Annotated in this window: 12 protein-coding genes; 6 read left to right on the forward strand and 6 right to left on the reverse strand. The window is 47.2% G+C overall.

All coding sequences use genetic code 11. The features are described from left to right. Positions 1-13 precede the first annotated feature (13 nt). On the forward strand, positions 14-763 hold the full coding sequence (locus FHS56_RS00440; protein ID WP_166917923.1) for an anti-sigma factor: 750 nt from the start codon (positions 14-16) through the stop codon (positions 761-763). Here the strand turns inward: FHS56_RS00440 and FHS56_RS00445 are convergent. Further along, the gene (locus FHS56_RS00445) at positions 750-1,022 is read right to left on the reverse strand and encodes a hypothetical protein (protein ID WP_166917924.1); all 273 of its coding nucleotides are present in this window, start codon (positions 1,020-1,022) and stop codon (positions 750-752) included. The two genes, FHS56_RS00440 and FHS56_RS00445, sit on opposite strands and share 14 nt — an antisense overlap. A 4-nt stretch (positions 1,023-1,026) precedes the next feature. Then, complete coding sequence (locus tag FHS56_RS00450) at positions 1,027-1,404, reverse strand: response regulator (protein WP_208409600.1); 378 nt, start codon at positions 1,402-1,404, stop codon at positions 1,027-1,029. Positions 1,405-1,520: 116 nt separating this feature from the next. On the opposite strand from FHS56_RS00450, the gene acpP reads away from it, so the two are divergent. Continuing rightward, the gene (acpP, locus tag FHS56_RS00455) at positions 1,521-1,769 is read left to right on the forward strand and encodes an acyl carrier protein (protein WP_166917925.1); all 249 of its coding nucleotides are present in this window, start codon (positions 1,521-1,523) and stop codon (positions 1,767-1,769) included. Positions 1,770-2,189: 420 nt separating this feature from the next. Here acpP and FHS56_RS00460 read toward each other — a convergent pair whose 3' ends face one another. From FHS56_RS00460 to dnaE, 3 genes are all read right to left on the reverse strand, one after another. Next, a complete protein-coding gene (locus FHS56_RS00460; protein ID WP_166917926.1) occupies positions 2,190-2,381 on the reverse strand; it encodes a cold-shock protein in 192 nt (63 codons plus the stop codon). A 164-nt stretch (positions 2,382-2,545) separates the two neighbouring features. Further along, positions 2,546-2,875, reverse strand: a complete 330-nt coding sequence (gene trxA, locus FHS56_RS00465) for a thioredoxin (RefSeq protein ID WP_166917927.1) — start codon at positions 2,873-2,875, stop codon at positions 2,546-2,548. 133 nt (positions 2,876-3,008) lie between these two features. Then, on the reverse strand, positions 3,009-6,530 hold the full coding sequence (gene dnaE, locus FHS56_RS00470; protein ID WP_166917928.1) for a DNA polymerase III subunit alpha: 3,522 nt from the start codon (positions 6,528-6,530) through the stop codon (positions 3,009-3,011). 343 nt (positions 6,531-6,873) lie between these two features. On the opposite strand from dnaE, the gene FHS56_RS00475 reads away from it, so the two are divergent. The 4 genes from FHS56_RS00475 (at position 6,874) to FHS56_RS00490 (ending at position 13,300) form a co-directional block, all read left to right on the forward strand. Next, entirely contained in the window at positions 6,874-7,407 is a 534-nt protein-coding gene (locus FHS56_RS00475; RefSeq protein WP_166917929.1) for a DinB family protein, read from the forward strand. Positions 7,408-7,438: 31 nt separating this feature from the next. Further along, entirely contained in the window at positions 7,439-10,471 is a 3,033-nt protein-coding gene (locus FHS56_RS00480) for an amidohydrolase family protein (protein WP_166917930.1), read from the forward strand. A 148-nt stretch (positions 10,472-10,619) separates the two neighbouring features. Beyond that, positions 10,620-11,981: an NAD-dependent succinate-semialdehyde dehydrogenase gene (locus FHS56_RS00485; protein WP_166917931.1), complete on the forward strand. Its 1,362-nt coding sequence runs from the start codon at positions 10,620-10,622 to the stop codon at positions 11,979-11,981. Beyond that, complete coding sequence (locus tag FHS56_RS00490; protein ID WP_166917932.1) at positions 11,969-13,300, forward strand: bifunctional folylpolyglutamate synthase/dihydrofolate synthase; 1,332 nt, start codon at positions 11,969-11,971, stop codon at positions 13,298-13,300. Before FHS56_RS00485 ends, FHS56_RS00490 begins: the two co-directional genes overlap by 13 nt. Positions 13,301-13,417: 117 nt before the next feature. On the opposite strand, the gene FHS56_RS00495 is transcribed toward FHS56_RS00490, so the two are convergent. Then, on the reverse strand, positions 13,418-14,314 hold the full coding sequence (locus FHS56_RS00495; RefSeq protein WP_166917933.1) for a DNA-methyltransferase: 897 nt from the start codon (positions 14,312-14,314) through the stop codon (positions 13,418-13,420). Positions 14,315-14,553 lie beyond the last annotated feature (239 nt).

Raw genomic sequence — 14,553 nt, forward strand, 5'->3', positions numbered from 1 at the left:
AATGTACGCAGCAATGAAAGATGAACTTAAACAGTTTTTGGAATCCGGAAAGCTGGAGCTTTATGTTTTGAACCTGCTCGACGAGCAGCAGAGCAGGGAAGTAGAAGATATGTTGAATAGATACCCTGAGCTGCAGTTTGTTTATTTTGAAATGAAAAATGCCCTTGACAATTATGCTGACAAGCAACTTTACGAATACTTTGAAGCAGAGGAAAAGTTGTTGCCTTTAGATGCTACCCAAAAACAGACAATAGAAAGCAGTAGTTTCCTCGTTGGGAGTCGCTTTTGGGTGGCTGCCAGCTTGATTAGTGTGATATTTAACGCGTTTTTGCTTTTTTATTATTTTCAGGAGCGCAAAGAAAAGGAATCGCTGCTTGCGCAAATGCACACTATAGAGCAGCGTTTTTTGGCACAGCAAGTGCAAATGCAGGACGAATACAGCGCATTCTTGCATACCCACGCCCACTTTGTGCCTTTATATCAAAAAACCGGCGACACCCAGCAGAAGGCAGTGGTAGTATGGAATCCCCAAACGGGTGAAGTTGTTGTGTTCAGTGCATGGCTTGGAGCACCACCCGAAGGCTATTGCTACCGTCTGTGGGCAGTAGATAGCGGAGGTAAGGTACACGAAGTAACTGAGCTGAAGCTGCATACTGTTTGCCACACGAAAGTAAAACAGCAGGTCAGCCGGTGGATGCTTACCTTAGAAAAGCAATCGGGCAACAATCAAAAGCTAATAGCACAAGCTTTTATGAAAGGCTGAGCTGCCGTATCTGTATGAGCAGCTTTCGGCTCGCATTGCTTAGCTGCTCTTCGTCTATGTTCAGGTCTCGTATGATGTCAATAAGGCAGTTAATTTTGCCCTCTAAGGTAAAAAACTTATTGACGACAATGATGCGACGGGATTTCAAAATGCAGTAGCCCGCTTGGAAATTGCCTTTTTCATAGCGCAATATATAGCCAGCTTCGCCGACTAATTCTTCTAACCCTTGAAGAAAAGATTTGGTATAACGAATACTCATGCTTTTATTTCTGGTTGAGCAATGATTCTACTTTCTGAAAGAGCGTGTCGAAGTTGATGGGCTTGAGCACAACATCCTGAAAGCCCAGTGCCTTAAATTCTTCTTCGGAATAGTTGGGGGCATTGCCGGTGATGGCGATGACTGGCACTTGACCTTTGGGCGTGGGTAATTGCCGGATTTTTTTCAGGCAATCTATGCCGTCTAAGATAGGCATATTCAAATCCAATAAGATTAAGTCCACCTCTTCTTTTTGTAATATATCCAATACTTGTTGCCCGTTTTTGGCGCTGAGCATGCGATAGTTCTTCAGCTCAAATACTCGCTTTACAAGGTTTTGTATCACAGAACTGTCCTCGCCAATCAAAATACTTTTGCTATTCATGATTGAAAACGTTAAAACGTTAATGTAAAATTTATGCGAAATTAGTATTAGGAAAATACAAGATTGGGCTTGATTTTTGCTAAAATAAAAACAATAACAGAAAATCAAGAGGAATCATGGACGAAATTTTACAAAAATTGCGAGACATCCTGTCTGAAAAATTGGGTATCCAGCCCTCATTGGTAGTTCCCGAAGCCCATTTGGTGAAAGATTTGGGGATTGACTCCTTAGATTATATTGAAATTATCATGGAGCTGGAGCAGGTGTATAACATATCTATTCCCGAAACTGATTCGGAGCACTTCAGAACAGTGGAGGACGTCATGCTCTATGTCTATGACAAAGAACTGAAAAAAACTGCCTAACTTTCCATTACCTTTTACGCTCATTAGGAACTACTTTGCTTGCATGCGTCGGGCACCTCTTGTCGTCGGTTTGCGCGAGAGGTGCCTTTGTTGTTGGGTGGGGAAAGAAGAGGAAAAGAAATGAAAGTGGGGATAAGCTGAAAAGCCGATGGGGCTTTGTCTTTTTTGAAGGATTCTTCTTCGTCATCTCGACTCTACTCTTTTGGTTGTTTCGAAGAAAAGCGAGAAATCTCTCTTTTGCTTCTTGGCGTTTGCTTTGATGGAGGGAGGGGGGGCAGATTTCTTATTGCGCTCACGCTCCGTTCGAGATGACAGCAAGTAGCGGTGTGCTTTTGATGTGGAATTTGTTGTTGAGCAGTAGGCACAAACAATAAAAAAGCCCGGCAGATGCCGGGCTTTGGGTGCCGTGTTCTTTATGTGTTACACCAGTTGAACATTCACAGCATTCATTCCCTTACGACCTTCTTGTAAGTCGAAGGTAACTTCATCGTCCGACTTGATTTCGTCGATTAAACCGCTAACGTGAACGAAATACTCTTGACCGCTTTCGATGTCGCGAATGAAACCATAACCTTTGGTTTCATTGAAGAATTTGACAATACCTTTGTGCATGATTGATAATAATTATGAATTAAGAAAATCAAAGGTAGTGCTTTTTCTTGGACTTGCCAAATTTTGGACCAAAAATTTTTAATTATCATTTTCCGGTGTTAGATGAAAAAAGCCACGAGCGGCTACTCGTGGCTTACAAATAGCATTCATTGGATGGATGCTGCTTATACTTTTTCGGCTATGGCATCTAATTTTTGCGTCAGCACGATTTTGGGAACTACTCCCACTTGTTTATCTACTACTTTGCCTCCCTTAAACAGAAGCAAGGTAGGGATGCTGCGGATACCAAATTGAACAGCCAAGTTGGGGTTGGCGTCCACATCCACTTTACCGATGACAGCTTTCCCCTCATATTCGCCGGCAAGCTCTTCGATGGTGGGTGCCAGCATCAGACAAGGACCACACCATGCAGCCCAGAAGTCAATCAATACGGGTTTGTCGCTGTTGATGATTTCGTTGAAGTTTGCTTCGGTAATTTCTAAGGCTTTTCCCATGACAATAAAACATTTAATATGGTTGCTAAACGTTTTTTAAAACACAGAATACATGAAAAGAGTTTAATTTTTGTTTTTATGTTTCAAATATAAGCACAAATGCCATGACGAACCGTCAGTTGGCTGACTATTTTCAATGCACAGGCTGTGCTTTGATGCCCGGCAGGCGGTTGAGTGATTCTAACAGGCGTTTGCTCACTGACAATTTGTATTTTTGGGACAGGGTTCCCACGCTAATTTGTTTTTTGGGGTCGAAGAGATGTACCTCCATCCACTTGTCGCCAGCGTAGTCTTGTGCCAGTTTTTCCAGCTCGGGCAGAGTATCTGGGTCAAAATTTTCTAAGTCAATGAGCAGACGGACGCCTTTCCATGCTTGCTTGCGCAGTTCGCTGAGAAATTCCATTTTTTTGGGACGGAACTCCCACTGGTCTTGGCTATTGTAGCGCAGACGCATTTCACCTTCTATGTAAAGCAACTGACCGCTGTCCACATAAGGCATGAATTGGGCGTAATCTTTGCCAAAGAGGGCTATTTGCAAGCTTCCGTGGAAGTCTTCTATGGTGAAAATCATAAAGGGGTTGCCATTTTTGGCTTGCCGGCGGGTAACTTCGGTAACCACTCCGGCAATGCGAATCAATTCGCTGTGTTGCCCATTGGTGGGACGGTAATCTGCCAGTTCATCCAGACGTTTGTTGCACAAATGCTTGACTTCCATTTCGTACATGTCGAGTGGGTGCCCCGACAGATAAAAGCCTACCACCTCTTTTTCCTTCTTTAGCTTATGAACGGCGCCCCAAGGCTCACAGCGAGGTGCTTTGGGGGGCGGTAGCGCCACGTCGCCTTGCATATTGCCAAAGATAGACTGCTGTGCCTTAAGTTTTTCTGCTTGGTAGGCGCTGGCATAGCGCAACAGCTTTTCTATATAAATCTGCCCCTCTTCTTCGTGGAAATACTGGCTGCGGTCTAAGCCGAAACAGTCAAAAGCACCGGCTAATGCCAAACCTTCCATGATTTTTTTGTTTACTTGTGAGAGGTTGACCCGGCGCACAAAATCGAAGATGTCGCTGAAAGCGCCATTTTGGTTACGCTCTTCGATGATGGAACGCACAGCGGCTTCGCCTACCCCCTTGATGGCTGCCAAGCCGAAACGAATTTCTTTGTCGTTGACAGCCACAAAATGCACATCACTTTGATTGACATCGGGACCCAGCACGTCCAGTCCCATACGACGACATTCGGCAAGGAAGAAGTTTATTTTATCGATATTGCTCATGTTGTGGGTGAGCACTGCCGCCATGTATTCTGCCGGGTAGTTGGCTTTTAAATAGGCTGTTTGATAAGCAACCACCGAATATGCTGCCGAGTGAGAGCGGTTGAAACCATACTCGGCAAATTTCGCCATGATATCGAAAATTTCATTGGCTTTGTCTTCGGGTATGTTGTTTTTTTCTTTACACCCTTTCACAAAGGTGGCGCGCTGCTTGTCCATCTCTTCTTTTTTCTTCTTACCCATGGCGCGCCGCAGCAGGTCGGCACCGCCCAAGGTATAGCCAGCGAGGACCTGCGCTGCTTGCATGATTTGTTCTTGGTAAACCATGATGCCGAAGGTATCGCGCAAGATGGGTTCCAGCAAAGGGTGGGGGTATTCTACAGCTTCTTTGCCGTGTTTGCGGCGTATGTAAACAGGAATGAACTGCAGCGGTCCGGGGCGGTAGAGGGCGTTCATAGCGATGAGGTCTTCTATGTTGGTGGGCTTCAACTGCCGCAAATACATTTGCATGCCTTCGGATTCGAACTGGAAGGTGCCGATGGTCTCGCCTCGCTGATATAGTTCAAAGGTCTTGGCATCGTCTAAGGGGATGTGGTCAATGTCTATGTCTATGCCTTTGTTTTTCTTAATCATGGCAAGGGCATCTTTGATGATGGTCAGGGTTTTGAGTCCCAGAAAGTCCATTTTCAGCATGCCGGCATCTTCAATCACCTTGCCATCGAATTGGGTAACCAGCAAGTCGGTATCTTGGGCTGTGCATACGGGGATGTAGTCGGTTAGGTCGCCGGGGGCAATGATGATACCCGCGGCATGCACGCCGCGCGAGCGCACCGAGCCTTCGAGTACCAAAGCTTCGCGCAGCACCTTGGCTTTGAGGTCATTGCTTTGATATATCTCTTTTAGTTCGGGCGTTTCTTCTATGGCTTGTTGTAGCTTGGTGCCCGGCTTGTCGGGGATGAGTTTTGCCAAAGCATCGGTTTCTTGCAGTGGCAACTCCAACACACGTCCTACGTCGCGCACCGCCATCTTGGCAGCCATGGTGCCATAGGTAATGATGTGTGCTACTTGATTCCTACCGTACTTTTCCACTACATAGTCGATGACCCGCTGGCGTCCTTCGTCGTCGAAGTCCACGTCGATATCGGGCATAGACACACGTTCCGGATTCAGGAAACGCTCAAAAAGAAGGTTGTAGCGTATAGGGTCTATGTTGGTGATGCCTGTGCAATAGGCAACCACCGAGCCGGCTGCTGACCCCCGTCCGGGTCCTACGGAGACACCTAATTTTCGGGCGGCAGCAATAAAGTCTTGTACAATGAGGAAATAGCCCGAAAAGCCCATGTTTTGAATGACATTCAGCTCGTAATTGATGCGCTCTTCTATCTCGGGCGTGATGGTGTCATAGCGGCGTTTGGCTCCCTCAAAAGTCAGATGCCGCAAATACTCATCTTGGTTTTTAAAACCGGGTGGAATGGGGAAGTGCGGCATGAGTATGTCGCGCTTGAGCTGCAGGGTCTCTACCTTATCGTAAATTTCATTGGTGAAGTCGAGGGCTTGCGGCACGTCGGCAAACAGCCGGTTCATTTCGGCTTGGGTTTTAAAATAAAATTCGTTGTTGGGGAAGGCAAAGCGCATACCCTTGCCTTCGCCCTTGGGGTCGCTTTGCTTGGCGCCAGTGTTGATGCAAAGCAAAATATCGTGGGCGTTCCAATCGTCTTGGTCGAGGTAGTGCGAGTCGTTGGTAGCGATAACCTTGAGGTTATATTTTTTTGCCCACCGCAACAAGGTCTGATTGATGTCTTCTTGTGAAATGCCTGTGCCGTCGATGTTTTCCAAGTGGTGGCGCTGTAGTTCTATATAGAAATCGTCGCCAAATACGTCAATCCACCATTTGAGCTTTTCTTCGGCGGCTGCTTCGCCTTGGCGTAAGATGGTTTGGGGAATTTCGGCACCGATACAGCAAGAAGTGGCAATGAGCCCTTTGTGATATTTACGTATCAGTTCTTTGTCTATGCGTGGATACTTCGAGTAGTAACCTTCAATAAATCCTAAAGAGCAGAGCTTCGACAGGTTTTTGTAACCTTCTGGATTTTTGGCTAACAACAATTGATGGTAGCGCACATCTTTCTCCTCTCTGGAAAATTGCTTTTTGAATCGGTCTTCAACCAAATAAAATTCGCAGCCCACGATGGGCTTCACGCCTTGTTTGTGAGCTTCTGCCACAAATTTGAACGCCCCGAACATATTGCCGTGGTCGGTAAGTGCCACGGCTTTCATGCCATCTTCTTTGGCTTTGCGCATCATGTCTTCGATGCGTGTGGCACCGTCGAGCAGCGAGAACTGAGTATGGCAGTGCAGGTGAATGAATGGTATAATATCGGGCATGGCTTGTGCGCTTATGCTTTTTGGGTGAAATGAATGTTTATGCAAAAGTTTAACAGAAGCAGCAGCGGTGGTGCCGATGTCAAATCGTACAAAAGTACGAAATTTTGGGTTGAAGCCGAAGTTTTTCTCAAAAGGCAGTCAAACAAAAAAGCCCTCCGCAGGGCAGAGGGCTTTTTTCAAAAAAAATTATGAAAAACCAACTGAAAAATGAAACAGTTGATGCACTGCTTCTATTTTAGATTCGTTCTTTTTAACGAAATGCAAATGCTGAAAGTTTCATGCTTGCAGATTGTGCGACTTTCGTTATTTTAACGAACCAAACTCCAAAAATATTTTACAACTTATGCAATCAGCACTTCGTACTTCGAATATACGCATTACCGACTGGGGGCAGCAATATCATCATTATGTACAACTCTTGGACGACGACTTGCTATTGAGTCTGCACCGTAATCAAGAGGAAATCAACCGCTTGCTCGAGCCGCTCACAGAAGCACAGGCAAGCTATGCTTATGCACCCGGTAAGTGGTCTATCAAGGAAGTGCTGGGGCATATCGTGGACGCCGAGCGTGTTATGAGTTACAGGGCTATGAGCCTTGCCCGTGGCGAAAAACAAAGCCTGCCCGGCTTCGATGAGAACGAATATGTGAGACAGGCACATTTCTCGCGGCGCTCTATGCGTTCGCTGCTCGATGAGTTCAACCACCTACGCAATGCCAACATAGTTTTGTTTGAAAGTTTTGATGAAACTGCCCTCGCACGCAAGGGCATTGCCAATGGCATAGAAGTGAGTGTGTTGGCACTTTGCGCTATTGTAGCGGGACATGCCATACATCATGTGCACGTACTCAAAGAAAAATATTTACCCTTCCTATAACGTTTGATTGTTAAACATAACGTAGAAGCTCATGAAGAAAATTTTTACTTATTGCCTGCTTGTGTGCTTTTGGGCAGTAGCCACACAACATAGCTGGGCACAACAGACCAAGCCACGCAATGGTGTAGCAGAGCCAAGGGAAGGACTCTACGCCTTTACCCATGCCACACTCTGGCTCGATTATCGGACTAAAATAGAAGATGCTACCTTGCTGATTCGTCAGGGGCGTATAGTGGCTGCTGGTAAGAAAGTGAGCATCCCAGACCAAGCTGTGGTCATTGACTTGGGCGGCAAGCATGTCTATCCCTCTTTTATTGACCTGTATTCACACTACGGCATGCCCAAGGTCGAAGAAAAACCCTGGCGCAGCGGACCCCAAATGGAGTCCTCGAAACAGGGCGCTTATTATTGGAATGAAGCCGTACGTGCCGAGCAAGAAGCAGCTTCTATGTTCGTAAACAAAGAACAAGAAGCCGAAAGCCTGAAAAAAGCCGGCTTTGGCGCCGTGCTTACGCACTACCCCGATGGCATAGTGCGTGGAAGCGGCGCTTTGGTGAGCTTGGCAGGGCAGAGCGAAGAGCACAGTACCCTTCTCAAAGAGCGTGCTTCTACCCACTTTGCCTTCCAGCGGGGCAGCAGCCGGCAAGACTACCCCACCTCTCTTATGGGAATGGTAGCACTTATACGCCAAGTGTATTACGACGCCGATTGGTATGCCAAAAACCAAGACCCCAACAAAGAACATAACCTCACTTTGGAAGCCTTCATCCGCCAGCGCTCTTTGCCTGCCATCTTTGAAGTGGAGCATCGCTTGCAGGCATTGACCGCCGACAAAATAGGCGATGAGTTCGGTGTGCAATATATCATCAAAGGAGCCGGCGATGAATACATGCGCATAGAAGAATTGAAGCGTACCGGCGCTACTTTTATCTTGCCGCTCAATTTCCCCAAACCTTACGATGTAAGCGACCCTGCCGATGCGCAATTGGTTACTTTGGCACAAATGAAACACTGGGAGTTGGCACCTTCGAATGCCGCCCGTTTGGCACAAGCCGGCATCCCTTTTGTTTTCACAGCAGCGGGGCTCGACAAAGCCGAAGACCTCATTGCGCAGGTGCAAAAAGCCATAGAGGCAGGACTCTCGCCCGAAGAAGCTCTGAATGCTTTGACCTACCGCCCTGCCCGCCTGTTGGGGATGGAGAACGAACTGGGAGTATTGAAACCCGGTGCATGGGCTAACTTCCTCATTACTTCAGGGAACATATTCGACAAAGAAACCGTCATCTACGAAAACTGGGTGCAGGGCAAGCGTTATGTGCTATTGGATATGAAGCTAAAGCCCATTGCCGGCAAATATGAGTTAGAAATAGAAGGCAACAAGCTGAGCCTTACAGTAGAAGGCAAGCCCCATGCCCCGCAAATGAGCTTGCGTGCCGAGGGCGACACTGTAGATACCAAAGTGAATGTACAGCGCCAAGGCGACTTGCTGAGCCTGCACTTTACTTTAGGTAGCGAAAATTCATCGAAACTGTACCGCCTCACCGGCTGGGTGAAAGACAAAAATCTGGAAGGCAAAGGTCAAAACTCAGAAGGCAAATGGTTTGAGTGGACTGCTCGTTATCAAGGAGAGGTAGAGAAGAAAGAAGAAAAAACGGATAAGAAAGCAGAACAAAAGCAGAAAGAAGAAACTACCGGTGAGGTGATTTATCCCTTTGTGGCTTACGGACGCCCCCAGCTGCCCCCACAAGAAACTGTGCTCATCAAGGACGCCGTAGTCTGGACCAACGAAGCAGAGGGTATTATCCAAGAAGGGGACGTATTGATACAAAACGGTAAAATAGCTGCTGTAGGCAAAGACCTGAAAGCCCCCAAGGGCGCCAAGGTCATCGATGCTTCGGGTAAGCACCTTACCCCCGGTATCATAGATGAGCACTCTCATATAGCTCTGTTCAGTGTAAACGAAGCAGGACAAGCCATCTCGGCAGAAGTGCGCATGGCTGATGCCATCAATTCCGAAGACGTGAATATTTACCGTCAGCTGGCAGGGGGAGTAACCGCCGCACAACTGCTGCACGGCTCAGCCAACCCCATCGGTGGGCAGTCGGCAATTGTGAAGCTGCGTTGGGGGATGTCGCCCGCACAAATGCTCATAGAAGGCGCCGACGGATTCATCAAGTTTGCCTTAGGCGAAAACGTAAAGCAAAGTAACTGGGGCGACGCGTATCGTGTCCGTTTCCCCCAAACCCGTATGGGAGTGGAGCAGGTGATGGTCGATGCCTTCACCCGCGCCTTGCAGTATGCCAAAGAAAAAGAAGAAGCCGCTAAGAGCAAAGGCAAAAAGGTGGTACGTACCGACTTGGAGCTGGAAACACTGCTCGAAATTCTCAACAAAAAACGCTTCATCACCTGCCACTCTTATGTAGCTTCGGAAATTACCATGCTCATGCGTGTAGCAGAACGTTTTGGCTTCCGTGTCAATACCTTTACTCACATCTTGGAAGGCTACAAGGTGGCAGACAAAATGAAAGCGCACGCTGCGGGTGCTTCTACCTTCTCTGACTGGTGGGCATACAAAAACGAAGTAAAAGATGCCATCCCTTACAATGCAGCCATCATGCACAAAGTAGGATTGACCGTAGCCATCAATTCCGATGACGCCGAGATGGGGCGCCGCCTCAATCAGGAAGCAGCTAAGGTCGTAAAATATGGAGGCGTAAGCGAAGAGGACGCCTTGAAGATGGTTACTTTGAACCCCGCCAAGCTCTTGCACCTTGACCAGCGCATGGGAAGCATCAAGGTAGGAAAAGATGCCGACCTGGTGATTTGGTCAGACCACCCGCTTTCTATTTATGCCAAAGCCGAGAAGACTTTCGTAGATGGTCGCCTGATGTATGACATAGACGAAGACAAGCGACTACAGCAATATGTAGCCAAAGAGCGTGCCCGCTTGATTCAAAAAATGATAGAAGCCAAAAATGGCGGTGCTGCTACGCAGAAAGCAGGGCATCGACCGCACAAAGACTTCCACTGTGAAGACCTAGAAGAGAACTTCTTGGACTTTTAAGAGCGCTTTGCCAATGGTTTTACCCAACCACCCTGTTGCCTTCGCAGGGTGGTTGTTTTGTTTTTAAAGCCAATGCAGTTGCCTTGACAAGAGATGCCCGTTTGATTTTTCATGAAAAAGCATGTAGCTTTCTTCAAAAAAAAGTAGCATGATTCAATCGCGCAATCCATATACAGCGGAATTGCTGAATAGTTACGAAGAGGAAAAAGCCTATCGTATAGAAGAAAAAATACAACAAGCCCATGCCGCTTTCATCGAGTGGCGCCGGCGCCCCTTAGACGAGCGTGCCGCCTTAATGCAAAGGGTAGCTGCTTTATTGCGTGAGCGCAAAGAGTCGCTTGCCCAGCTGATGACGCAGGAAATGGGCAAAGTGCGGCGTGAAGCACTTGCCGAAGTGGAAAAATGTGCGTGGGTATGTGAATATTATGCCACTTATGCCGGCTTGTTTTTGACCGAAGAAATGGTGCATACCGATGCTTCGCGCAGCTATGTGCGTTTTGCCCCTTTGGGTGTGGTGCTGGCAGTGATGCCTTGGAACTTTCCCTTTTGGCAGGTCTTTCGCTTTGCAGCCCCTGCTTTGATGGCAGGCAATACGGCTTTGCTCAAGCATGCGTCTAATGTGCCACAGTGTGCACTGGCAATAGAAAAACTCTTTTTGGATGCTGGTTGCCCCGCAGGAGTCTTTCAAACCCTCCTCATAGGTTCGCAAGCGGTGGAAGCAGTCATCCGCCACGACCGCGTGCGGGCAGTAACGCTTACCGGCAGTGAAGCCGCAGGGCGTAAGGTGGCAGCCATCGCTGGCGAGTCCCTGAAAAAAACAGTGCTGGAGCTTGGGGGAAGCGACCCCTTCATTGTATTGCCCGATGTGGACATAGAATCCGTAGCAGCCAAGGCGGTACAGGCACGCATGATTAACAACGGGCAGTCTTGTATTGCCGCCAAGCGCTTCATCATTCATGCAGATGTTTACGATGACTTCACGGAGGCTTTTATTGCACATATGCACAAACTGCGTTTTGGTAATCCCGAAGATGAGCACACTGACTATGCTGCTATGGCACGACACGACCTGCGCGATGAACTGCACGAGCAAGTAACGCGCAGCATAAAGGCAGGAGCTATGTGTTTGTTGGGTGGCAAGCCCATACAACACGCTGGGGCTTGTTACGAACCTACCGTCTTAGCGGGAGTTGTGCCCGGTATGCCTGCTTTCGATGAAGAGTTGTTTGGACCGGTGGCGGCACTCATCAAAGCGTCTTCTACAGAAGAAGCACTTGCACTTGCCAACCGTTCATCTTACGGCTTGGGCGGCTCTGTTTGGACTGCCGACACACTGAAAGGAGAGCGGCTGGCGCAACAGCTGGAGGTGGGTTGCGCTTTTGTAAATGGCATCGTGAAGTCAGACCCGCGCCTTCCCTTTGGTGGTGTCAAGCATTCGGGCTATGGTAGAGAATTGTCTATTTTTGGCATCCGTGAATTTGTGAACATACAAACTGTATGGATAGCTTGACGCAGCAACCACCTTTTGAACACTATGAGGCAGCAGTGGCTTGGCTCTACAGGCAACTGCCGCTTTTCGAAAAACAAGGGGCGGCTGCCTATAAACCGGGCTTGGAGCGTATGGAAGCGATGGCAGCGCTGCTTGGGCATCCCGAGCGCCGGTTTCGTGCCATTCACATCGCAGGCACCAATGGGAAAGGCAGTGTAGCGCATCTGTTAGCCAATGCTTTGCATGCTGCCGGTTACAAGGTAGGACTTTTCACCTCGCCTCACATTCACCGCTTTACTGAAAGAATTAAAGTCCATGGCGAAGAGTTGCCCGCTGCCTTCGTGCTCGATTTTGTGAATCGCTATCATCATTTGGTAGAGCGCTTTCGTCCCACTTTCTTTGAGTGGACAACCCTCATGGCTTTTGAGTTTTTTGCCTGCCGACAAGTGGAAGTGGCAGTTGTAGAGGTGGGCATGGGGGGAAGGCTGGATGCTACCAACATCTTGATGCCCGACTTGGGAGTAATTACGCGCATTGCCTTTGACCACAAGCAGTTTTTGGGCGATACCTTGCCACAAATAGCAGCCGAAAAGGCAGGCATCATGAAGCAAGGCATGCAGGTAGTTATAGGGCGTCGCCAAACTGAAACCACCGCTGTGTATCTGCAGAAAGCAAAAGAGCAGCAGGCGCAATTGCTGTGGGCAGAAGATGAGGCAGTTGTTACGTGGGGGAATCTCTTGCCAGATGGCTACCGCTGTGCTATTATTCAAGAAGGAAGCAAGAGCATAGAGCTAAGCACCCCGCTCACAGCAGATTATCAAGCCGCCAATATATTGACTGCATGGGTGGCTTTTAAGACATGGATGCAAAAGCAAGGGCGCATCACAGAGGCAACATCTGCCTTTAAGCAAGGGGCGCGTTTAACAGTATTTCGCCTAAAAGGGCGGTGGCAGCGCCTCAAGGTGAATGTGCTTGCTTTTGCAGATGTCGCACACAATCAAGAAGGTTTTGAGGCTGTAAGCAAGCAAATACAAGCCCTTTGCTTAAAGCATTGCCGCTGGGTGTTGGGCGTTGCTGCCGACAAAGACTTGCGTGCGCTCATTGCCTGCCTGCCTTCGGTGGGCGTCTCTTATTACTGCTGTGCTGCTGCTTCGCCGCGTGCGTTGTCGGCAGCACAACTGACTGCTTCTTTGAAAGAGGCGGGCTTGCATGCGCAGGCATACAATTCGGTAAAAGAGGCTTTTGAAGCAGCGCTGCGCGACTGCGAAGAAGGTGAGGGCGTAGTGGTGGCAGGCAGTCACTTTGTTTTGGCAGAATTGCCCGAAGAGCTCTTTGAATGAAAAACGGAGTTACCCACGTGTGGGGGGCAATTTACTTTTGTAAAGCGCTTGAAAGCCAAGGAAAATAACTCTCAACACCCTATTTGCCTTGTTAGTATTTTCCTTCTTTTCAACTACCTAAAAATCTAAAGATTTTTGTTTAATGTATGGTTCTAATCGCTTTTGAGCGAGCTCAATGTATTCTTGAGAAATCTCGTATCCAACAAATTTTCTTTCTGATTTTACGGCTGCAATCGCAGTTGTACCGCTACCCATAAACGGGTCAAGTATCACATCACCTTTGAATGAATAAAGCTGAATTAGTCTGTATGGTAATTCTTCAGGAAAAGGTGCCGGGTGTCCGATTCGCTTTGCGCTTTCAGCATTCATTGCCCAAATAGACTTTGTCCATTCGATGAATTGTTCTTTGGTTATAGTGTCTGACTTATCACCTTTTTCTCTTTTATAGTCGCCTTTTGAGAAAACTAAAATGTATTCATGGACATCTCTTAAAATTGGATTTGCAGCACTTTGCCAGCTGCCCCAAGCTGTGGATGGACTGGCACTTGCAGCTTTGTTCCAGATAATTTCGCCACGCATCTTAAAACCAATATTTATCATCATCTGGGAAATATAGTCGGAAAGAGGTATATATGGCTTTCTACCAAGGTTAGCAACATTGATGCAAGCACGACCGCCATTGACCAAAACTCTGTAAGTTTCTTTAAATGAGTTTTCTAAAAGTTGTAAATATTCTTTTAACGATAAGTCTTGGTCATACTCTTTCGAAACATTATACGGAGGCGATGTTATCATTAAGTGCACAGAGTTATCAGGCAACTCTTTCATGTTTTCTGCAGAACCAAGAATAAACTTATTTTCTAATTCCGGTGGTAATTTGTTTTCAACCTTGCTAACTTCTTTTTTGTCCACGAGCTCTTTGTAGAGTTTAGAATTGTAAAACTTTGAGCTATCGTGGTTGATTCTTCCACTTGTTCCAAAAGAGCTGGTTTCTGTTCCTTTTGATTTTTTCATTTTAGCTTCGGATTAGTGTTAAAAATTTCTCTGCCTTAGCAATATCTGTGGTTTCTTTACTGGCAATTCTAATGATTTCTCCAAGTTTCATTTTTGAAATCATGGAAGAAAAGTAATTCATGTCATTGGTTACCAGTTCTTTGCAATTGTTGAAAAGTTGCTCTTGGTTCAGAAAAATTAGAAGGCTGTAATTGCAAGCAGTAACAAGAACGAACAAGAAAGAATTTTGTGAATTATTT

It is taken from the genome of Thermonema lapsum (genome assembly GCF_011761635.1).
Lineage (GTDB): Bacteria > Bacteroidota > Bacteroidia > Cytophagales > Thermonemataceae > Thermonema > Thermonema lapsum.